The sequence below is a fragment of the Enterobacter sp. I4 genome (assembly GCF_022669095.1).
In the GTDB taxonomy this organism is placed as follows: domain Bacteria; phylum Pseudomonadota; class Gammaproteobacteria; order Enterobacterales; family Enterobacteriaceae; genus Enterobacter; species Enterobacter pasteurii.
Genome location: NZ_JALBUO010000001.1, coordinates 1557080 through 1578231 on the forward strand (window position 1 = coordinate 1557080; position 21152 = coordinate 1578231).

The 21152-nt window shown below is 59.2% G+C and carries 14 protein-coding genes and 2 tRNA genes; 6 read left to right on the forward strand and 10 right to left on the reverse strand.

Annotated elements, in window-relative coordinates; all coding sequences use genetic code 11:
- Positions 1–95: 95 nt before the first annotated feature.
- Positions 96–671: a lipid IV(A) palmitoyltransferase PagP gene (gene pagP / locus MOQ06_RS07400; RefSeq protein ID WP_148418195.1), complete on the forward strand. Its 576-nt coding sequence runs from the start codon at positions 96–98 to the stop codon at positions 669–671.
- On the opposite strand, the gene MOQ06_RS07405 is transcribed toward pagP, so the two are convergent.
- Genes MOQ06_RS07405 through MOQ06_RS07415 form a run of 3 tightly spaced genes read right to left on the reverse strand, consistent with a single transcriptional unit; the run spans position 668 to position 5777 of the window.
- Positions 668–1633, reverse strand: coding sequence for an acyltransferase family protein (locus MOQ06_RS07405; RefSeq protein WP_242172238.1), 966 nt, complete (start codon positions 1631–1633; stop codon positions 668–670). The genes pagP and MOQ06_RS07405 overlap by 4 nt on opposite strands.
- On the reverse strand, positions 1630–4692 hold the full coding sequence (locus tag MOQ06_RS07410; protein WP_242172240.1) for an efflux RND transporter permease subunit: 3063 nt from the start codon (positions 4690–4692) through the stop codon (positions 1630–1632). Before MOQ06_RS07410 ends, MOQ06_RS07405 begins: the two co-directional genes overlap by 4 nt.
- On the reverse strand, positions 4692–5777 hold the full coding sequence (locus MOQ06_RS07415; protein WP_176609966.1) for an efflux RND transporter periplasmic adaptor subunit: 1086 nt from the start codon (positions 5775–5777) through the stop codon (positions 4692–4694). Before MOQ06_RS07415 ends, MOQ06_RS07410 begins: the two co-directional genes overlap by 1 nt.
- A gap of 469 nt (positions 5778–6246) precedes the next feature.
- Between MOQ06_RS07415 and MOQ06_RS07420 the strand changes: the two genes are divergently transcribed.
- The 3 genes from MOQ06_RS07420 to ldtA all read left to right on the forward strand — a co-directional run bounded on the left by MOQ06_RS07420 (position 6247) and on the right by ldtA (position 10378).
- Positions 6247–6678, forward strand: a complete 432-nt coding sequence (locus MOQ06_RS07420) for a universal stress protein (protein ID WP_148418192.1) — start codon at positions 6247–6249, stop codon at positions 6676–6678.
- A gap of 46 nt (positions 6679–6724) precedes the next feature.
- Complete coding sequence (locus MOQ06_RS07425; protein ID WP_242172241.1) at positions 6725–9418, forward strand: cation-transporting P-type ATPase; 2694 nt, start codon at positions 6725–6727, stop codon at positions 9416–9418.
- A 63-nt stretch (positions 9419–9481) separates the two neighbouring features.
- The gene (gene ldtA, locus MOQ06_RS07430) at positions 9482–10378 is read left to right on the forward strand and encodes a L,D-transpeptidase (RefSeq protein WP_242172242.1); all 897 of its coding nucleotides are present in this window, start codon (positions 9482–9484) and stop codon (positions 10376–10378) included.
- Positions 10379–10456: 78 nt separating this feature from the next.
- On the opposite strand, the gene MOQ06_RS07435 is transcribed toward ldtA, so the two are convergent.
- Positions 10457–10532, reverse strand: a tRNA-Asn gene (locus MOQ06_RS07435).
- 320 nt (positions 10533–10852) lie between these two features.
- On the opposite strand from MOQ06_RS07435, the gene nac reads away from it, so the two are divergent.
- Positions 10853–11770: a nitrogen assimilation transcriptional regulator NAC gene (nac, locus tag MOQ06_RS07440; protein ID WP_148418189.1), complete on the forward strand. Its 918-nt coding sequence runs from the start codon at positions 10853–10855 to the stop codon at positions 11768–11770.
- A 96-nt stretch (positions 11771–11866) separates the two neighbouring features.
- Complete coding sequence (gene cbl, locus MOQ06_RS07445) at positions 11867–12817, forward strand: HTH-type transcriptional regulator Cbl (RefSeq protein WP_148418188.1); 951 nt, start codon at positions 11867–11869, stop codon at positions 12815–12817.
- A 114-nt stretch (positions 12818–12931) separates the two neighbouring features.
- Here cbl and MOQ06_RS07450 read toward each other — a convergent pair.
- The 6 genes from MOQ06_RS07450 to MOQ06_RS07475 all read right to left on the reverse strand — a co-directional run bounded on the left by MOQ06_RS07450 (position 12932) and on the right by MOQ06_RS07475 (position 21137).
- Positions 12932–13007 (reverse strand) — tRNA-Asn (locus tag MOQ06_RS07450).
- 163 nt (positions 13008–13170) lie between these two features.
- Positions 13171–15360: a TonB-dependent siderophore receptor gene (locus MOQ06_RS07455; protein WP_242172243.1), complete on the reverse strand. Its 2190-nt coding sequence runs from the start codon at positions 15358–15360 to the stop codon at positions 13171–13173.
- A 26-nt stretch (positions 15361–15386) separates the two neighbouring features.
- Positions 15387–16712 (reverse strand): SidA/IucD/PvdA family monooxygenase, encoded by a 1326-nt coding sequence (locus MOQ06_RS07460; protein WP_242172244.1) that lies wholly within the window; start codon positions 16710–16712, stop codon positions 15387–15389.
- Positions 16709–18451 (reverse strand): aerobactin synthase IucC, encoded by a 1743-nt coding sequence (gene iucC, locus MOQ06_RS07465; RefSeq protein ID WP_347272543.1) that lies wholly within the window; start codon positions 18449–18451, stop codon positions 16709–16711. The genes MOQ06_RS07460 and iucC overlap by 4 nt, the downstream gene beginning before the upstream one ends.
- The gene (locus MOQ06_RS07470; protein ID WP_242172245.1) at positions 18448–19395 is read right to left on the reverse strand and encodes a GNAT family N-acetyltransferase; all 948 of its coding nucleotides are present in this window, start codon (positions 19393–19395) and stop codon (positions 18448–18450) included. Before MOQ06_RS07470 ends, iucC begins: the two co-directional genes overlap by 4 nt.
- Entirely contained in the window at positions 19395–21137 is a 1743-nt protein-coding gene (locus MOQ06_RS07475; protein ID WP_242172247.1) for an IucA/IucC family protein, read from the reverse strand. Before MOQ06_RS07475 ends, MOQ06_RS07470 begins: the two co-directional genes overlap by 1 nt.
- Positions 21138–21152: the final 15 nt, after the last annotated feature.

Consider the following 21152-nt stretch of genomic DNA (forward strand, 5'->3'; position numbering starts at 1 on the left):
CCGCCCCAACATAAATCAACCTGTTTGGCTCCGGTTAGGTCTGGATGGTTTACAGTAATAACGATCGCAACGTGACGTAAGCTGAGGGAATAACCATGCAACGCCTCTTTCCTGCACTCTGGGTCGTTCTGTTTTTAGTGGTTTCGCCGCTGCATGCGGAGCCTAAAGTCTATGGCGAGCAGCGCATTCACCGCTGGTGGGACGCGCTGACGGAGGATATTTCTCAGACCTGGGAGCAGCCGGATCGTTACGATCTCTATCTGCCGTTTCTGAGCTGGCACGCTCGCTTTATGTACGATAAAGAAAAAACGGACAATTACAACGAAATGCCGTGGGGCGGGGGGCTGGGCATATCTCGCTACAGCGATGAGGGCAACTGGAGCGCGCTCTTTGCCATGATGTTTAAAGATTCCCACAACGAGTGGCAGCCCGCGATGGGCTACGGCTGGGAAAAAGGGTGGTATCTCGATAACGCGAAAGATTTTCGCCTGGGGCTGGGCGCCGCGGCGGGCATCACGGCCCGCGACGACTTTGCTAACTATGTACCGCTTCCGTTTATCTTTCCCCTGTTCTCCGCCGGGTACAAGCGCGCTACCGTTCAGTTCACCTATATTCCCGGAACCTACAACAACGGCAACGTGCTGTTTGCCTGGCTGCGGCTGGGCTTTTAAAGGGTGATCACTTTTTTAGCCACCGCGTTGGAGAGGATCAGCAGAGAAAACAGGACCGACGTTATAAAGGTGAGCACGATCAGGGCAAGCTTGATGCTCAGCGAGGTCACCGGAATAAGGGCCGTCAGCAGGTGAAACACCGAGTAGTGCATAATATATACCCCGGTCATCGTTTTGCTTATGGCGGCCAGCACGGACTCCTTAAACTCCGCATTGCGGCGAAAGCGTACGCCATTTGCCGCAATCACCAGCGCGATGATCAGAATGTAGATTTGCGATCCCGTGAGTATAAAGGCGTTTCTGTCGGCTTTAAACAGCGCGAAAAAGAAGTGCCGCTCGTAAAACCACGTGAAGAGATAAATAAAAGGAATGGCAATTACCGCTGCCCTGACCACGCTTTTGCGGCCGATCCACGCTGCGATTTGCGGATCGCAAAAAAGCTGCCCCGTCAGATAAAACAGCAGCCACGTCCACAGCCGGTACTGGGGCGACAGCGAAAGAACATGGGCCTCAGGATAGAGCGCTGACAGCAAATCGTACCCGTACGAGAAAAGCAGCAGGCCGGCAATCACCCCGCAAAACAGCCTGCGCCGCTGGCTGAGCCACTCCACCGCCGGATGAAACGTGTAAATCACGACAAACGCGAACACGAACCAGGGCTGGATCAGATAGCCGCGCTGATAGGGCTCCCACAGGTAGTAGATGGTTACCCAGAACAGAAAGACGATAACCAGGCTTTTGATCTTATTAAGCTGCCAGCTTGTGCCGTGACGGGATTGCCCGTCCAGATAACCTGCAACCACAAAAAACAGCGGCGTGGCGATGGTCGAAATAAACGTTAAAAAGCCCAGGATCCAGTGGTAGTCATAATCATAACGATCCCAGGTGTTGTAGATGGTGAAAAAGGTTACCGCCGTCATACAGCCCAGCGTCTTGATGATGTTCAGCCCTGTCGCATTCATTGTTGTTCAGCTTTGTCCTTACGATGAAAACACGCATAAATTACCGGGAGTACCAAAAGCGTAAGGATTGTAGCAAACCCAAGTCCAAACATAATCACAACGGCCATGCTCTGGAAGAACACATCCAGCAGCAGGGGAGCGAGGCCAAGCACGGTGGTAAAGGCGGTCAGCAGGATAGGGCGCAGGCGCGAGGTGGCGGCGTAGACGATCGCGTCGTGCTGATCCTTATGCGCTTTCTGCTGCTCGATCTCTTCCACCAGCACAATGCCGTTGCGGATCAGCATCCCGCTCAGGCTCAGCAGGCCTATAAGCGCCATAAAGCCAAAGGGGATCCCGGTCAGTAAAAATCCCGGCGTGACGCCGATCAGCGCCAGCGGTACGGTCAGCCAGATGGCAACGGCGTTTTTCAGCGAACTGAACATCAGAACCGTGATGGCAAACATCACCAGATACCCCAGCGGCAGCGTGGTGAACAGGCCCTGCTGCGCTTCGCTGGAGTTTTCTGCATCTCCGCCCCACTCGATGCTGTAGCCGTGGGGCAGGGGAAGCGCATCAACGTGCGGCTTCACGCGGGCGAGAATATCGCCGGAGGTCTGCTGGCTCAGCGGGTCGGGGTCGGTCTGCACGGTCAGCACCCGCGAGCGGTCGCGACGCAGGATCAGCGGGTCTTCCCACTCCAGCGAGAAGCTGCTGACGACGTTACTCAGCGGAATATACTGCTGTCGGGTCTGGCTCCAGACCAGCACGTTGTTCAGGTGATTGGCGTCCAGCCGCTCGCTTTCCGGGGGGCGCACCACCACGGGTAACAGGTCGCTCCCTTCCCGGTACAGTCCCGCCCGGCTGCCGGAGAAATTCATCTCCAGGGCGTTATCGACGTCCTGCTTATCCACGCCAAGCTCGCGGCCGAGCGCGGCAACGTACTGGGGACGGATCACCTTGCTGCGGTTTTGCCAGTCGTTCCTTACGCTGTCGGTGGCCGGATCGCGCGCGAGGATATCATCCACCTGGCTGGCTATCAGGCGCAGCCTGTCGGGATCGGGCCCTTTGATGCGTACCTCAATGGCGCTGTCGCCGGAGGGGCCAAACATTACCCGCTTCGTGCTGGCGTTAACCTGCGGGTAGTGGCGGGCAATGTACTCATCCACGTGGCGTGCCAGCGCCGGAATGGTACGTCGATCGTCCATCCGCACCATGATTTGCGCGTAGTTGCTGTACTGGCGCTGCCCGCTGTAGGTCAGAATAAAACGCATACTTCCCTGACCAATCGTCGAGACCGTGGTCTCCACGCCGGGCTGGCCGTTAATGGTTTTCTCGATATCCCCGGTCATTTTCTCGGTCCATTTGATGTTGGTTCCGTAAGGAAGCCAGAGGTCGACAAAGAAAATCGGCGTACTGGAGGAGGGAAAGAAGTTCTGGCGAACCGCACCAAAGCCCCAGACCGCAGCGGCCAGCAGGGCGGCCATGACGATCAGCGTCGGTGCCTTACGCCGCAGTAGCGCGCTCAGCAAGCCCTGATAGAGCCGATAGATGCGTTTGTCGTAAGGATCCGTTTCGTCGGCCTTCGGCGGCGCAGCGTCATGCTTAAACAGCCACCACTTAATCAGCACCGGGGTAATGGTGAGCGCTGAGAACCAGCTCAGCATGAGCGAAATCAGCAGCACCTGAAACAGCGATTTACAGTACTCGCCGGTGGAGTCCTGCGACAGCCCGACGGGCGCAAAGGCCAGAATAGCGATCACCGTCGCGCCCAGCAGCGGCAGGGCAGAGCGGCGGATGATGTGATTAATGGCCCCGGACAGGGGCGAACCCTGCTGCCGGGCAATAAGTACCCCTTCGACAATCACGATGGCGTTGTCCACCAGCATACTGAGGGCGATGATCAGCGCCCCCAGGGAAATGCGCTGCAGTTCAATTCCCCAGAGATACATGAAAAGCAGCGTACCCAGCACGTTGAGCGCGAGGGAGAAGGCGATGATAATCCCGCTGCGCAGGCCCATAAAAATCAGCAGCACGCCGACGACGATTGCCAGCGCCATCAGGAAATTAACGATAAACCCGTTCACGGAATGGCCCACTTCCGCGGCCTGATCGTAAAACAGGTCGATATGGATCCCCGCCGGTTTTTCAGCGGACATCTGCTGAAGCTTCACCTCCAGCGCATGCCCCACGTCGATCACATTCACGCCGGGGATAAAAGAGACGCCCATGGTGACGGCCTTTCTGCCGTTGGCATGGTAGATGCCGGGCGGTGAGGCATTCAGCCCGCGCGACAGGGTGGCGATATCCCTTAGGCGGGTAGTTGCCCCGGTGCCGGACGGGGAGATGATGAGATCGGCAAGCTCGTCAATATTCTCGAACTCACCGGTAGGATGCAGGCGGATCGACTCGGTTCCGGCGGGAATGTCCCCCGCGCTGGAGACCACATTCAGCCTGCCCAGCAGCGCGGAGAGTTGGTTTAGCGTGATTCCGCGTGCGGCCATTTTGCTCAGAGAAATATCCACGTTGATCTGCTGGCTGATGGCCCCGCCGATGGCGACCTTACCGACGCCCGGCACCAGGACCAGCTCCCGGCGCAGCTGCTCGGCATAGCGCACCAGTTCCGGATTACTAAATTCATCTCCGGAAATGGCAAAGAAAAAGCCGAACACGTCGCCAAAATCGTCATTCACAAACGGGGTCACCACGCCCGGCGGAAACTGGCGCGCGGCATCCCCCACGCGGCGGCGCAGTTCATCCCAGATCTGCGGCAGATCGTTTGAATGGTAGCGCGACGCGATATTCACGGTGATTTGCGACAGGCCGCTGGAGGAGATGGAGCTGACGTTATCCAGGTACGGTAGCTGCTGAAGCGCGTTTTCCAGCGGCAGGGTAACCTCTTCCTCAACCTGCTGCGCCGACGCGCCCGGATAATGGGTGACCACAACCGCCGTTTTGATGGTAAATGCGGGATCTTCCAGCCTGCCGATATTCAGCAGGGCAAACACGCCGCCAACGCCCAGCAGCAGAATGGTCAGCCAGACGCGAACCGGGTTGTTGATAAACTGACGAGTAATATCCATTACAGTCCCCGTTCACGCGTCCAGATGCGAACCGGCTGGTTGGCATGCAATTCCCCCACTCCCGCGGCCACCACGCGCTCGCCGGCATGAAGTCCGCGCGTGATCACCACTCCCTCGGTGCTGACCTGGCCCACGCTGACCTTGCGATCTTCCAGGTGCAACGCATCGCCCTCACCCTTGACCACCCAGACGTGCGGCTCATTGCGCGGGCTGTTATCGGGGTTAAAGACCGCCTCAACCGGCACCACCAGCGCCTGAGTGCCCACCCCCGCGGGAAGGTTGGTTAGATTGACGGTGACCGTCCCGCTGACGCCCCCCACGGCGGGAAAATCGTCCGGCCTGGGCATGGTTAAAATTACCTGCCAGGTCAGGGTATTGCTGTCGCTGCTGCCCGAGTGCTCTTTGTAGACGGCGGTAAATTCGCGGTCAGGCAGGGCGTTAATCCTCACGACCGGGCGATACTGCATGTTACGGATATCGAAGGTTCTGAACAGATTCTCAGGAATGCTGAACACCACGTCCAGCGTGTCCGTGCGGGTCAGCGTGACGACGGGCTGGCCTGCTGAAACGACCTGATGGTTTCGCACGTGCACGCTGGCCGCGGTCCCGCTAAAGGGGGCGACGAGCGTCATCTGGCTTAATTCTTCGCGGGCAATCTGTAGCGCGGCGTTTGCGGAGTCGCGCTGCGCGCGCTGAACGTCCATCTCGGCCTTCGAAATGGCCTGGCGTCCCGCCAGCGTCTGGAAGCGGTCGAACTGCCGCTGGGCCAGCGTCGCCGCCGTTTGCCTGTCGTTCAGGCGCTGCTGCGCCTCGCGGGCGTTGAGCCTGGCGAGCGGTTGCCCCTGCCTGATGACGGCGCCCTGGCGAATATCGAGCGCCTCAATCTGCCCGGGACGCTTGAAGGCCAGATCCGTGGCGTCGCCGGATTCAATGCGGGCGGGGAAAACCCGCTGCTGCGCGCTGCCGGCTTCAGCCACCTCCGCGACCTTTACCATTTTGGGCAGGGGAGCGGCGGGATCGGGTCTGGAGTCGCACGCCGTCAGCAGCAGTAACGCGACGGGCAGAAAAGAGACGTAACGTTTCACGGTATACCCCTGAAAATAATTATTTTATTTCGCCATCAATGCTGAGGCGGCGCTATTCTGCCAGGGCCGAGACGACCGCATAGGTAAATAAGCCGATTGCCGTGCTGGCGATAATGGCAAGCGCGATAAACAAACCAAGTCGAATCAGGCTTAAACCGTACATGCATTCCTCCATGAGGTGGAAGGTGGCGCGGGATAAATATCAGTGAGCGCGTGGCGTGCCTGACTATGAGCATAGTCGGTGAATAAATAAATGTTAAATAACCATTATTAGCGGCGTGTCGCCTGCGGGCTGAACGTTAGTAACAAAAGCTGGTTCGCTTTGAATAACATCCTGATATTCCTGTGCTACGTTTAATAGCATTCATCCCTTTTTTCTCTAAACGTCATTCACGCGTATACCCCTGCGCGTTATGCGATTTCTCCTGGTTCACACACCGTCGTGTTGGTCATAAAAAGGATGCTCGGTATGTATAAAAATATTCTGGTTCCGGTGGACGTCTATGAGACAACCCTCTCTGACAAAGCGCTTCAGCACGCTCAGTTCCTGGCGCAAAGCGCGTCGGGTGAAATCCACCTGCTGCACGTTATGCCAAAGTTTTCCGCTGAACTGACGCGCGGCTTTATTGCAGACGCAAGAAAGATGGATGAATATATGATTAATAACGCTAAAGAAAAGCTTGCCGCGCTGGTAAAAAAAGTCAACCTGCCGGAAGCCCACGTCCATCTCCACGTTCGCAGCGGAAATATTCGTGATGAGGTAATAAAGCTGGCGGATGAACTTAACGCCGGAGCGATAATTGTGGGGTCGCGCAATCCTAATATTCAAACCCACTTATTAGGATCGGAGGCGGCGAGTATCGTTCGTTACGCGCATGTTCCTGTTTTCGTTATTCGTTAATGGCGTGAAGCAAGGTGATTTCTGAAAAGAACCCGAGGAAGGAACGATGAAAACAGAAAAACCTCACCGTCCGTATTATCAACAGACCGTTGAAGAAACCCTGACAAATATACAATCCAGCCCCGACGGACTTAGCCGTACGGAAGCCACCGCCAGGCTGGAACAATATGGTGAAAACGCGCTGCCGCAAAAAGCGGGTAAACCCGGCTGGCTGCGCTTTTTAGCCCATTTTAACGATGTCCTTATTTATGTCCTGCTGGCGGCGGCACTGCTGAAGCTGGTAATGGGACACTGGGTGGATATGTTTGTCATTCTCGGGGTCGCCGTCATTAACGCCCTGATCGGCCATATTCAGGAGAGCAACGCGGAGAAATCGCTGCAAAGCATTCGCAATATGCTCTCCAGCGAGGCGGTGGTCATCAGGCAGGGCAGCCATGAAACCATCCCCACCACGGCGCTGGTGCCGGGAGACGTTGTGGTGATACGCGCCGGGGACCGCATTCCCGCCGACCTTCGCGTGATAGAGGCCCACAACCTGCGGGTGGAAGAGGCTATCCTCACCGGCGAATCCACCGTCGTGGAGAAAAGCAGCGATGCGCTCAGCGGCGAACTGCCGTTAGGCGACCGTTACAACCTGCTTTATTCCGGCACCACGGTCAGCTCCGGCGGGGGGAAAGGGCTGGTGGTGGCGACCGGCGGCGAGACCGAGCTCGGCCACATCAACCAGATGATGTCGGACATTGAAAAGCACCGTACCCCGCTGATGGTGCAAATGGACAGGCTCGGCAAGACCATTTTCATCACCATTCTGGTGATGATGGTGGCGCTTTTTGTTTTCAGCCTCATCTTCAGGGATATGCCCGTTTCAGAGCTGGTGCTGTCGTTGATAAGCCTGGCGGTGGCGGCGGTGCCGGAAGGATTACCGGCCATTATCTCGATTATCCTCTCGCTGGGCGTTCAGGCGATGGCGCGGCGCAAGGCGATTATTCGCAAGCTGCCCACCGTGGAAACGCTGGGGGCGATGACGGTCATCTGCTCGGATAAAACCGGCACCCTGACGATGAACGAAATGACGGTAAAAGCGGTCATCACCGCGGACACCACCTATCGGGTGGAGGGGGACAGCTACGAGCCGGTGGGGAATATTCACCCTGTTGACGACCCGACGCCAGCGAGCGTGGCCCGGGGCTCGGTGCTGGAGCGCTATCTCCGCACCGTCGATCTCTGTAATGACAGCCAGCTGATCAAAGATGAGCAGGGGCTGTGGAAAATCACGGGCGGCCCGACCGAGGGTGCGCTGAAGGTGCTGGCGGCGAAAATCCCGCTGCCTGCCGTCGATTCTGAACTGCGCGGTAAAATCCCCTTTGATTCGCAGTACAAGTACATGTCCACCCTGTATCGTCTTGGCGACGAAGAGGTGATACTGATCACCGGCGCGCCGGACGTGCTTTTCCGCCTTTGCCAGCAGCAGCAGACGAACCGCGGGCTGGAGCCGTTCAATCAGCCCTACTGGGAAGAGAAAATTGAAGCGTATGCCCGTGAAGGGCTGCGCATGGTGGCGGCGGCCTGGAAACCTGCCGCCAGCGGCCAGCGCGAGCTGGAGCATGCGGATTTGCAGGAGGGCGTTATTCTGCTCGGTATCGCCGGCATGATGGATCCGCCGCGTCCGGAGGCCATTACGGCCATTGCCGACTGCCTGCAGGCGGGGATTCGCGTGAAGATGATTACCGGCGATCATCCGCAAACGGCAATGAGTATTGGCCAGATGCTGGGCATCGGTAACGCCGCGAGCGCCATCACGGGACGCGAGCTGGAGGCAATGGACGACCAGCAGCTGAGCGAGGCGGCGCAGAAATACGATATTTTTGCGCGCACCAGCCCGGAAGATAAATTCCGCCTGGTGCAGGCGCTGCAAAGTAAGCAGGAAGTGGTGGGGATGACCGGGGACGGCGTGAACGATGCTCCGGCGCTGAAGCGGGCGGATGTCGGCATCGCAATGGGCATCAAAGGTACCGAGGTCACAAAAGAAGCCGCCGACATGGTGCTAACGGATGATAACTTCGCCACCATCGCCAGTGCGGTGCACGAGGGGCGGCGGGTCTACGACAACCTGAAGAAGACCATTCTGTTTGTGATCCCAAGCAACATCGCCCAGGCGTTGCTGATCATTATTGCCCTGCTGGCGGGGAACCTGATCCCGTTAACGCCCGTGCTGATCCTCTGGATGAACATGGCGACGTCGGCAACGCTGTCGTTTGGCCTGGCGTTTGAAGCAGGCGAGAAGGACATCATGCACCGGCCGCCGCGGAAGTCGAATCTGCACGTCATGGACGGTTTCGCCATCTGGCGGGTGGCGTTTGTCGGCCTGATGATTGCCATCAGCGCCTTTGTGCTGGAGGCCTGGCTGCAGCCGCGGGGTTACTCGCCGGAATTCATCCGCACCGTGCTGCTGCAAATGCTGGTGACGGCCCAGTGGTTCTACATGCTCAACTGCCGCGTCACCGACGGTTTCTCCCTGAGCAAAGGTCTGCTGGCCAATAAGGGAATATGGATTGTCAGCGGCGTGCTGCTGATGCTTCAGCTTCTGATCGTCTATGCACCGTTTATGCAGATGCTGTTCGGTACCGAAGCGCTGCCGTTCCGCTACTGGATCATTACCTTCCTGATTGGGTTTGCGATGTTCATGATTGTCGAAGCGGAAAAAGTCCTTACCCGGAAGTGGCGCACGCCAAAAGCATAGCTATGCAAGTAAGATAAGCCTGCCCACCGGCAGGCTTTCTCTTTTAACCGAGCACAGAACATTATGATTCGATTTGCCTCGTTCGTTTTTACGCTTTGTTCCCTGGCGCCCGCGGCGTTTGCCGTAACCTATCCGCTCCCCCCAGAAGGAAGCCGGCTGGTGGGGGCACCCGTCACCGTTACCGTGCCCGAGGGCAATACCCTGCCGCTCGAAGCCTTCGCGGCGCAGCACGGGCAGGGGCTGAGCAATATGCTGGAAGCTAACCCCGGGGTCGATCCGTTTTTGCCCCGAGCCGGAACGCGGCTGGTGGTGCCGCAGCAGCTGATTCTGCCGCCAACGGTGCGTGAGGGGATCGTGGTGAACGTGGCGGAAATGCGCCTTTACTATTATCCACCCGACGGCAACACGGTGGAGGTGCTGCCTGTCGGCATCGGCCAGGCCGGACGCGAAACGCCGCGTAACTGGGTAACCGCCGTGGAGCGTAAGCAGGAAGGCCCAACCTGGTCACCTACGCCCAACACGCGTCGCGCTTACGCGAAAGAGGGCAAAACCCTGCCCGCGTTCGTACCCGCGGGGCCGGATAATCCGATGGGGCTGTATGCCATCTATATTGGCAGGCTGTATGCCATTCACGGCACCAACTCGAATTTCGGCATCGGGCTGCGCGTCAGCCAGGGATGCATTCGCCTGCGCAATGAGGACATCAAATACCTGTTTGATAACGTCCCGGTGGGCACGCGGGTGCAGCTTATCGATATGCCCGTAAAGGTCACCACGGAGCCGGACGGCAGCCGCTGGGTAGAAGTGCACGAGCCGCTTTCGCGCAATCGCGCCGAATTTGAGTCCACGAATAAGGTTCCGCTGTCCATAACCGCCGCGCTGCGGGCGCAGCTCGTTAGCGATGGCGCGCAGGCCGAACTGGAGCGGCGGTCGGGGATGCCGGTGAAGATCGGCATGTGAGGATAGTTCGACGGGCGGCTGCGACAGCGCAAATGCAGAAAAGCAAAAAGCCTGCTTTAAAAGCAGGCTTTTCAAATTTGGCTCCTCTGACTGGACTCGAACCAGTGACATACGGATTAACAGTCCGCCGTTCTACCGACTGAACTACAGAGGAATCGTGTGAACGGGGCGCATATTATCGACCCGCGTACGCCTTGTCAAAGGATGGATCGCCGTCTTTCGATCGTTTGCTGACAAAAACAGCAAAGTGACGATTTTGCCAACGTAATGCACCATTTTTGTGCAGATATACCCCGAATGGGGCAGATCGGAAACCGTTGCCTGCGCCTGAAAAAGGGCTTCAGCGATTGGCTTTCCTTATTTTCAGCCGCTTAGCGACGATATCGGGCCATCAGCAAAAACTGGCATTCATATTGCAAAACCTGTTCAACAACACAGCCGTTAGCGGCACGGTATTTTCGAACAGGGGGCAACATGAACTTAAGACGACTGAAATACTTCGTAAAAATCGTCGATATCGGCAGCCTGACGCAGGCAGCTGAAGTGCTGCACATCGCGCAGCCTGCGCTGAGCCAGCAGGTCGCGACTCTGGAAGGCGAAATGAACCAGCAGCTGTTGATCCGCACCAAGCGCGGCGTAACGCCTACTGAAGCAGGTAAAATTTTATATACCCACGCTCGCACCATCCTGCGTCAGTGTGAACAGGCGCAGCTGGCCGTTCACAACGTTGGTCAGACCCTGAGCGGGCATGTCTCCATCGGGCTGGCCCCGGGTACGGCCGCATCGTCCGTCACCATGCCGCTGCTCCAGGCGGTGCGCGCAGAGCTGCCGGAAGTGCTGGTTTACCTGCATGAGAACAGCGGTGCCGTCCTGAATGACAAGCTGCTCAGCGGCCAGCTGGACATGGCGGTACTCTACGATCGCTCACCGGTTGCCGGGATAACCAGCCAGCCGCTGCTGAAGGAAGACCTCTATCTGGTCGGTACCCGCGATTGCCCGGGGCAGAGCATTGATTTAACGGCGGTGGCGGAGATGAACCTGTTCCTGCCGCGTGACTACAGCGCGGTGCGCGTGCGCGTCGATGAGGCGTTCTCGCTGCGCCGCCTCACGGCGAAAATTATCGGTGAGATTGATTCCATCTCCACGCTGACTGCCGCCATTGCCAGCGGGATGGGCGTGACGGTACTGCCCGAGTCCGCCGCACGTTCGCTGTGCAGCGCGGCGAACGGCTGGATGGCCCGCATCACCACGCCGTCCATGAGCCTGCCGCTGTCCCTGAACATGTCCGCGCGCGGTTCGCTTTCTCCGCAGGCGCAGGCGGTGAAAGAGATCCTGATGTCTCTGGTCAGCAAGCCATCGCTGGAAAATCGCGAGCTGCAGCTCGTCAGCTGATATTCCAGATAAGCATAAGATGCTGGTTTTTATTATTTGTTTTACAGCCCGGCTGACTCTAACAATAGCGTTATGTCAGATGCGCCGGAGTGAATCGTGAATTTCCAGCAGCTTAAAATTATTCGTGAGGCGGCCAGGCGGGATTACAACCTGACTGAAGTCGCCAACATGCTTTACACCTCCCAGTCGGGCGTCAGCCGACACATCCGCGAGCTGGAAGAGGAGTTAGGCATTGAGATCTTCATCCGCCGCGGCAAGCGCCTGCTCGGCATGACGGAGCCCGGCAAGGCGCTGCTGACCATCGCCGAGCGCATACTCAACGAGGCCAGCAACGTGCGCCGGCTGGCGGATCTCTTTACCAGCGATGCCTCCGGCGTGCTGACCATCGCCACCACCCATACGCAGGCGCGCTACAGCCTCCCGACGGTGATCAAAGCCTTTCGTGAGATCTTCCCGGACGTCCGTCTCGAGCTGATCCAGGGCACGCCGCAGGAAATCGAAGTGCTGCTGCATAACGGTGGGGCCGATATCGGCATTGCCAGTGAACGGCTGAGCAACGACCCGCTGCTGGTGGCTTTCCCGTGGTTCCGCTGGCATCACAGCCTGCTGTTGCCTGACGATCACCCGCTGAACCAGGTTTCGCCGCTGACGCTGGAAGAGATCGGCAAATGGCCGCTCATCACCTACCGGCAGGGCATAACCGGCCGCTCGCGCATTGATGAGGCGTTCAAGCGCAAAGGGCTCACGCCGGACGTGGTGCTGAGCGCGCAGGATTCCGACGTGATCAAAACCTACGTCGAGTTAGGGCTGGGGATTGGCCTGGTGGCGGAACAGTCCGGCGGCGAGCGTGAAGCCGGGAACCTGGTGCGTCTGGACACGCGCCATCTGTTCGACGCGAATACCGTCTGGCTGGGACTGAAGCGCGGGCAGCTCCAGCGCAACTACGTGTGGCGGTTTATTGAGTTGTGCAACGCCGGGCTCTCGGTAGACGAGATCAAACGTCAGGTGATGGAGCCGGAAGAAGTGGCGATTGATTATCAGATTTAAATTTCCGCGCGCAGTCAGAGAGTTTGCTGACCGGGTAGGGCATAGCCGTCACCTGGCAAATTAACCGAATGCAGAAAAGCAAAAAGCCTGCTTTAAAAGCAGGCTTTTCAAATTTGGCTCCTCTGACTGGACTCGAACCAGTGACATACGGATTAACAGTCCGCCGTTCTACCGACTGAACTACAGAGGAATCGTGTGAACGAGGCGAATATTATCGACCTGCGTGCGCCTTGTCAAAGGGGAAAACGGCGTTTTTGTTCGTTTGCCGAGAATTTCAGCAAACCGATGATTTAATAGCAAATTTGCTTTCAAATTGCACAGCAGGCTGCGCCGCCCGCAGGCGGCGCGAAGGATCAGAACAGGACGGAGTAGTTCAGACCAAAGGTGCGTCCACGGCCTTTATAGGTATAAAGACCCGGTGCGCCGTAGGTTGGACTATACAGCCCCGGTGCGCGCTGGCCCCAGGCGGTGGTGTAGTCTTTGTCCAGCAGGTTTTCCACGCTGAAGCTGACTTTACCCACCGGCAGGGCGTAGCTGCCCAGGAAATCAATGGTGTTATAGCCATCGATCTTCTTGCCGTCGGCATCGGACACGTCAAAGGTTTGCGTGCTCTGCACGCGCAACGCCCAGTCGCCCGGCGCCCAGTTAACCCATGCGCTGGCCTTCGACGGGCTGGCGCTGTCTACCGTCAGCTTCTCCCATTTCCCGTTTTCGCGCGTCTCGGACTTGATGGCGTTAAAGTTCGCCCCGGTGCTCCAGTCGCTGTCGGTGAAGAAATAATCCACCTGGCCTTCAACCCCGTAAATACGGCGTTTGTCGTCTTCCAGGTTAATGGTCATGTCGCTCTTGTTGATGGTAATGGTCTTATCCGAGAGCGAGTAGTAAGCCGCCACCTGCGTACGCAGGTTATCGCCGGTGAAGCGCCAGCCCAGTTCATAAGCGTTGACCTTAATGCCGTCCAGCGTGGAGTCGTTCACGTTCACGCTGTTTTGCAGACGATAGTGACCGTCGACCAGCTGATAGGTACCGGATCCGTAGTACTTCGCCAGGTCCGGGATTTCAAAGCCCTGGGAGAAGTTAAACCACAGCTGCTGACGTTCGGTCAGGCGTCCCAGGATCCCCGCGTTGAACAGGAAGTTGTTGTAATCGGTTTTCCCGCCCGGCACCGCGTCTGCCGAGGTCGCTTTGCCCGTGGCGATAGCCTGCTGCTGGGCGTAACCGACAAAATCGTCCACCTTGTTTTCGGTGTACTGGTAACGCACGCCGCCGCTCAGGGTGATGGCGTCAATGTCATAGCTGGCCTGGAGGAACGGGGCAAGGTTGGTAATGCTGTAGCCCGGATAACGGCCCACGTTATAGGCGTTGTCCAGCTTCATGCCGCCGCTTGCTGCCGCTTTGCTCAGGTCGAAGAACTGCTGGTTGGCGTCGAAGGTTTCGTGATCGGCATCCACGCCCCAGGTGAGGGTCAGGTCGTCCACCGGCTTGCTGTTCAGCGTCAGCTTGCCGCCGTAAAAATCAGTTTTCTGTTGGGACGCGCCAATGCTCGTCACCGTGCCTTTGCTCAGCGTCGGGAACGGGTAGTAGGTCAGGCTCTCATCGCGATAGTAAATCTGCGCGACCAGATCCTGGCCCCAGAAGTCGGTGTTCGAGTATTGCAGGTTAATCAGGTGACGCTCTGTGCCCGGGATCCGGTCAGAGTCCAGGTTGTTTTTGTTGTAGGCTTTGGCATCGCCCGTTACCGCAGCGAAATTCTCCCCGAGGAACAGGCCGTGCTTCCCGTCGGATTCGCTTTTGTAGTACTGCGTGGTTAGCTGGAGCTGCTGATGGTCGTCAATGTTGATGGTGCCGGTGCCCATCACGTCAATACGGTCGGAATACTGTAAGCCGGTCTGGGTGTTATCAATAATCACCTCGTCGCCGTTGCCGTCGTACCAGCCGCCGTAGCGCTGATAGGAGACCGACAGACGGCCAGAGGCGTTGTCGTTACCGCCGCTCACCGCGGCGGAGACGTTCTCATCGTGATCGTTATGGCTGTTAAATCCGCTTTTTGCCCCGGTCTGGAACTCCACTTCGGTCTCAGGCTGGCCTTTTTTGGTGACGATATTCACCAGGCCGCCGGTGCTGCCGCCGCCGTAGAGCGAGGTGGCGCCGGAGATAACCTCGATGCGGTCAATGTTGAACGGATCGATAGAGTCAAGCTGGCGGCTGTCGCTGCGGGAAGAGTTCAGGCGAACGCCGTCTACCATCACCATCATGGAGCGACCGCGCAGGTTCATGCCGTAGTTGGTACGCCCCTGGCTGCTGACGTCCATGCCGGGGATCAGCTGCGCCAGCACGTCTTTAATCTCTTTCCCGCCCTGAACCTGCTGCTCAATTTCCGCACGCTCAATGACCCAGGTCGTCTGCGCCATCTCCGCCACGCTGCGGTGCGCGCGGCTGGCGGAAACCACAATATCTTCTTCCTTTTGTTCTTCCGCCCACGCAGAGGTAGAAAGCATGGCAAGCAGGCACGGATTTAATACCCAAAGATGAGAACGTTTCATTGTTATGTTGATCCTGAATGTGTGTGTCAGTACTCGGTGGTTTTTGCTAATGATTTAAAAACCGGGCTGCTCTCCGGGCCGGCGGTGCTCCGCCAGTGGATAACGCCGGGGGTGGTTGCCAGCTCAAACGGCTCGTCGCCGTGGGCGCGATTGAGTATTCGCGCCGCACGCCAGGCCATCAGGCTGAGCTGGGGTTCGGCAATGCCGAGACGGTGCATCCCGGCGTTCACGGCAAACAGGCGGTTGCTCTGCGGGCCGTCCCATTCAAGGGTAAAATCATTGTTAATGCAGAAGGCTTCATCCTCGTCCAGGCGCAGGCGGTGAGAGAGCGGGGCCAGAAACGCAGGCTGCACGGCGCGGTAGCCGGTGGCGAAAATCACCACGTCGCTGTCCAGCTGCTCGCGGCCGCCGTCGAGGTGATGCTGTATGCTCAGGCGCTGCCCGTTTTCCTGGCGCGCCAGCGCCGTCACCGAGCGTGACGGCAGAAGGTGCGCCCAGGGTTTTTCGCGCAGCACTTCGAAGCGGTGGTACATGGCGCGGTAAATCGCCAGTAACGACTCGGTGGTGATCCCGTCGGAGGTCATTTTCTGCTCGTGCAGCATCTGGCGACGGGCGTCATCGCCGAGGGTGGAGAAGCTGTCCACATACTCCGGCGTGAAATATTCGTTGGCAAAGGCGGCTTCATCCAGCGCGTTGTAGTTGTTGCGGCGCGACACCCAGTTCAGGCTCAGCGGCTGGCCCCATTCACCGCGGAAGATATTCAAAAACAGATCTGCACCGCTCTGGCCGCCGCCGACGACGGTGACGCGCTTGCCGGCCAGATCCGGCGCGCGAAGCATCATCTCGCTGGCGTGGAAGCAGGTATCGTCCTGCGCCGTGACGCAGTCGGGCAGATTGACCTGTTTGCCAATCCCCACGCAGACGTGGCGCGCCAGGAAGCGATCCCGCTGGGTCATAACCTCAAACAGGCCGCTTTGCTCATCAAAGCTGACCTGCTGCACCTGCTGGCTGAAGGACAGGTTAGTGAGGTTATCCGCCGCCCAGCACAGGTAGTCGGCAAACTCCTCGCGGGAGACGGTGCGCTGCTCGGTGGTGAGAAAACGGTAGAATTTTTTACGCTGCACCAGGTAGTTCAAAAAGCTGTGGCGGTTGGTCGGCTCCACGGCGCTGACCAGATCCTTCAGGAAGCTGGTCTGCATGTGGCAGTCCGGCACCATCATCCCAGGGTGCCAGGAAAAATGCGGCTTACGTTCAAGAAACAGCGAGCTAAAACCGTCCAGCCCCTCCGCCAGTGCGGCGATGCTGAGGTTGAACGGACCAATACCGATGCCGATGAAATCATACGTTTTCATTGCGCTGACTCCTGGGAGACCAGAAAAAGAGGGTTATCAAGATCGCTGACGTAGTTCGGCAGCATGCGGCTGCCTCCGTCGTGTTCGGAGAAGGTCAGTTTGACCGGGTTGAGGATCACGCGAATAATCTGCGGCTTGAAGAGATCGAATTTGACGAAGCGTTCCGCCAGATCCGGGTGCGCGGTCATATAGCTTTGCAAAACCTGCGCCAGGATCTGGTAGAAGCGCGTTTCGCTGACGCCGCATTGCAGGGTAAGTCGCGAGATAAAGCGCAGCACCGTCACAAAGTTGCCGGTTTGCAGGTCGTGGATGATGTAATCCGCGCTGAGGCGCGCGGTGACCGCTTTTACCGGGTCGGGCAGGCTCTGCGCCTGCGGGAAATCCTCGTCCACCAGACGCATATCGCCCTGGAAATCCTTCAGCAGAATGCGCTGCACGACGTAGTCTTTCATCACCAGCGTCACGTTCTGGCCGTGGGCGATCAGCGCCACGCCGTAGCGGCAGAGCAGGTGATAGAAGGGAATAACCGTCGCTTCAAACAGCTTTTCCAGCCATGCCTCGGCGGTTAATCCCGAGCGTGCGATCCACGCGTCGATCAGCGGGCGTCCGGCATTGTCGGTTTCCATCAGCGCCGCCATCAGCACCGGCTGTTCGCCTTCATGCAGATAACGGGACGGGTTCTCGCGCCAGATCGTGCCCAGCATCTCCTGGTAGCGATAGGGCGCTTTCGGCAGGGCGGCGTAACCCCGATGCGCCAGATACCCGGCGGCGGGTTCGCCAAGCACCCGTGCCCCGGAGCGAACCAGCGTGGCATCGCTGGCGAACTGCTGCTGTAACCAGCGCGAGGCCAGGGGACCGGCGGCAATGTACTTGCCCGGAATGCCGCGGTAGCAGGAGGTGTTGTAGATGGTCAGCGGCAGCTTGATGTCATACGGCGCGCGACGGCTGGCGTTGGTCAGCGTGCGCAGGGACTGCTGCGCCAGATACTCATCGCCAAACTCGCCCAGCTCAACCATTTCGCCGCGCGCGAGCTGCGCTACGAAATGAATGGCAATTTTTTGCTGCCACTGCCACGGGTGCAGCGGCACCGGCAGCCAGCTGTCGTCCAGATCCAGCGCCTGCCAGCGGGCGTCGAACCGGGCGCGCTCGGCCTCGTTCATGGCGCTGGACAGCAGGGCATTGATATCGCAATCGGCGTCGCTGCTCCAGACCAGCTGGTCGCGCTGCACGGCAACCCAGTGCAGGCGGAAACGCCCGCGATATTCCGGGGCGTACTGGCGCAGGGCATCCAGCCCCCAGCCGCGGCGTCCCTTGTTGAAGATAAACTTGGGGTGACCGCTCATCAGGCACTGCAGCTCGTCCGGGTCAAGATGAATGAGCGCGTCGGCATCCAGCGCCTCGCGCGCCTGCAGCAGCTGCATGTCGCCGCGCAGCGTGGCGTAGAGATCTTCCATGTGCTCCGCCGTTTGCGCGTCGCTCATCTCAAGCACGCTCGCCAGATGCAGCAGCGCGTGCTCCGCTTCTACCGCGGCGCCGCTGGCGGTGACCAGGGTATCAGGGTCGATATGCAGCCAGCCCCAGATGCCGCGCGTGGCGCAAAACTGCCATGTTTCGCTGCCCATGGCGATCTGCCAGCGGTCCGCGCCCAGGGCTTCGGCGCGCAGGGTGCGTTCGTATTCCAGTTCGGCGAGGATCTTCGCCACCATCTCGCGATTCACTTTTTGCCAGAGTGCGTTCACAGTCCCACCTCGCTGAAGAAGCGGTGACGCTCGCTCATGATGAGGCGAGAACGCTTGTGCGGGAAGTTGAACTCTTTCACCGTGTCGAAACCGGCGGACGCCAGATGGCGGAACAGGCGCTGGTTGTCGAAGCGCGGCTCGGCGACAATGCGCGCCGTGCGCGGCTCATCGAGATACAGATAGTGGCTCAGGCCGCGAAGCCAGCTGCGGATATACTGCGCGCCGCGCCAGTTTTCTTCACCCACCAGCATGTGCAGCCCGCGGTCAAACGGCTGCCAGCGATAGTGGCGGCCAATGCGGTCTTCCGCCGCCCAGTAGAGTTCAAAATAGCCGAACGGCTGGTCGTCAAAGCAGCCGATCGCCGGATAGCAGTACGCCGAGTCGAGCTGACGGCGCAGGTAGTTCTCCTGTTCGGCCTGCGGGCCGGCCATCTCCCAGAAGGCGTTCACGCGCGGGTTATTCATCCATTGGGTGAATCGTTCGCCGTCCAGCGCCACGTCCGCCACCCGGAAGCTCAGGGTGCGTTTGATTTGCGGGTCGTAACGACGATACACCTCGCCCTGCGGGCGATGGGGGCGCAGCGGGAAGTAGAGCTGGCGGCTCTCATCAAACTGCATCCCGCCGCTAGCCTGCGGCCGTTCGCCCTTCAGCCACAGCGGCAGCTGCCAGAACGTTTCGCGCGCCAGGTAATCCCCGTGGGCCAGGCTGAACAGCGCCTGCGCCTGCGGTTCATCCTGCCAGGCTGCCCACGGCAGGGTAATGCCGGTCAGGGCGGGGGCGGCGACGAACAGCTGATCGAGGGCTTCCACCAGCCAGCCGTCCGGGATCCCGGCCAGGCGTTCCAGCACCGCGCTACCGTCGAGGCCCAGCGTCAGCGGCAGGGCCAGTTCCGTTGCGGCGCAGCGGAAGCCGAAGCCGGAATGTACGATATTCGCAATGGCCATCACGCCTTCTCCTTGTAAAACGGGTTGCTAAAGTCGAAATAGATCACCGCAGGATCGGCGATGGTGTTTTCGTTGCGGTCGTGCAGGTAGCAGAAGAAGTTGCCTTTACAGTTCCAGGTCGGGCTGTCGAGCACGTAGTCGAGGCAGCGGGTCTGCTTCGCCGTCCTGCGCAGGCCGGCCAGCGCGTCGCGCACGCGGGACATCAGGCTCTCTTCGCTGTCGAAACCGGCAGCGGCGAGGGCGGCGGTGACGGCAAGCGTGGAGTTAAGCAGCAGGTAGTACGGGAAGTAGCGCAGCAGCTGGCTTTCGCCAAAGCGGTTTTCCACCTCGGTTTCGCCCGCCGCTTTCAGCCAGGCGTCGGCCCCTTCGGTCCATGCGCTGCCCTGGCAGTCGCGGTAGATAAGCCCGACCGGGAAATCCTGCTGCATCTCAACGAGGATGTTTTGCTGGTGCGCCAGCAGGACCAGACCGTAATCCGCCTCGGCGCTGAACAGCGGGAGCAGCACGCGATCGCAGTAGGCATCCAGCCAGCAGCGCGCGGCCTTGTCGAGCGGTAGCGCCAGGCGCTGGCTCAGACGGCGCACCGCCGCCGCGAGCAGGCTGTCGCCGCCGTCCGGCGCGGCCTGCGTCAGGCTTACCAGCACGTTGGTTTGCGTTTCAGGGGTGTCAAACAGCAGGTTGACGCGCAGGGCCATCAGGCTCTCTTCATGAACGACGCCGTGCTCGTCGCACAGGCCCGCCCAGCCGTCTTCCTGCATCACACGCATGGTCGGGTAGCGGGCCTGAAGCTCCTGCCAGCGTTCTGTTTTCGCCAGGCGCGCCAGGCGCATTCCGCGCTTAACCTCTTTTACCGACAGCGTGCGCACGGAGTTGGTCAGGCGCACGCTCAGGGAAAACTTAATCATGTCGCTGTTGGTTTCGCTGTACAGCGAGCGGGAGGAGCTGGTGGGCAGCCACTGCGCTCCGGCTTCGCCGAGATCCTGAAGGGCGCCTTTTTCAACCAGACGCTGGCACCACGGCTGCTCAAGCAGATAGTCAGCCTGCCACGGGTGCATCGGCAGCAGCCAGCGGGTGTCGGTGAAGTGGCCAAGAAGCCCGGGCGCGCTCTGTGCCGCAAAGCGCAGCAGGCGTTCGCGCAGGGAGACGTTCAGGCTGTCGCCGGTAATCTGCGTACTCTCCACCGCGAACCAGCGCAGCGGGAAACGGGAGGCAAAATCCGGCAGATAGCGACGCGCCTCGGCTTCGTTAAACGGCTCGTGCGACTTGGGCGCCGGGTGAAACGCGTGGCCGACCAGCAGCGCCTGTTCCGCTTCGGCAAACGACAGCGGCCCGTCGCGCAGGGTGGCCCAGCCGTGGCGTAAGTCAATGGCCTGCCAGGTATGCGTATGGCTTTCAAGCACGCGCTGCCTGAAGCGCGCCAGCGTACCGGCATCAAGCGAGCCTTTGACGGCGTCTTTTTCAAGAATTAAATCAATCAGTTGAGGGAAAGTGACCATGTCACCTTCGTCGCTGTCTGCCTGAATCAGCGTTGCCGGAAAGCGATACTGATGATGCTGAGTGGGGGAGAAATAGTGTACCGGAACCCGGATGGCCCGGGATGGGGAGAGCGGGATATGAATCTGCGATAGCTCATCCGCGCGGGCTGCGGGAAGATAACGCCAGTCCTTCGTTTCGCGCAGCAGCGCGTTCAGGAAACACTGGGCCGCAACGTCTGTACCGGCGGAGCGGGGCAGAGTACGCATAGGTGTACCTCATTC

What these genes read in the sequence shown, in the direction of transcription:
- nac (WP_148418189.1), top strand. Translation starts at nt 10,853, where the DNA reads ATGAACTTAAGACGACTGAAATACTTCGTAAAAATCGTCGATATCGGC.
- MOQ06_RS07470 (WP_242172245.1), bottom strand. Translation starts at nt 19,395, where the DNA reads ATGGCCATTGCGAATATCGTACATTCCGGCTTCGGCTTCCGCTGCGCC.
- ldtA (WP_242172242.1), top strand. Translation starts at nt 9,482, where the DNA reads ATGATTCGATTTGCCTCGTTCGTTTTTACGCTTTGTTCCCTGGCGCCC.
- pagP (WP_148418195.1), top strand. Translation starts at nt 96, where the DNA reads ATGCAACGCCTCTTTCCTGCACTCTGGGTCGTTCTGTTTTTAGTGGTT.
- MOQ06_RS07405 (WP_242172238.1), bottom strand. Translation starts at nt 1,633, where the DNA reads ATGAATGCGACAGGGCTGAACATCATCAAGACGCTGGGCTGTATGACG.
- MOQ06_RS07425 (WP_242172241.1), top strand. Translation starts at nt 6,725, where the DNA reads ATGAAAACAGAAAAACCTCACCGTCCGTATTATCAACAGACCGTTGAA.
- MOQ06_RS07460 (WP_242172244.1), bottom strand. Translation starts at nt 16,712, where the DNA reads ATGAAAACGTATGATTTCATCGGCATCGGTATTGGTCCGTTCAACCTC.
- MOQ06_RS07455 (WP_242172243.1), bottom strand. Translation starts at nt 15,360, where the DNA reads ATGAAACGTTCTCATCTTTGGGTATTAAATCCGTGCCTGCTTGCCATG.
- MOQ06_RS07420 (WP_148418192.1), top strand. Translation starts at nt 6,247, where the DNA reads ATGTATAAAAATATTCTGGTTCCGGTGGACGTCTATGAGACAACCCTC.
- MOQ06_RS07410 (WP_242172240.1), bottom strand. Translation starts at nt 4,692, where the DNA reads ATGGATATTACTCGTCAGTTTATCAACAACCCGGTTCGCGTCTGGCTG.
- MOQ06_RS07475 (WP_242172247.1), bottom strand. Translation starts at nt 21,137, where the DNA reads ATGCGTACTCTGCCCCGCTCCGCCGGTACAGACGTTGCGGCCCAGTGT.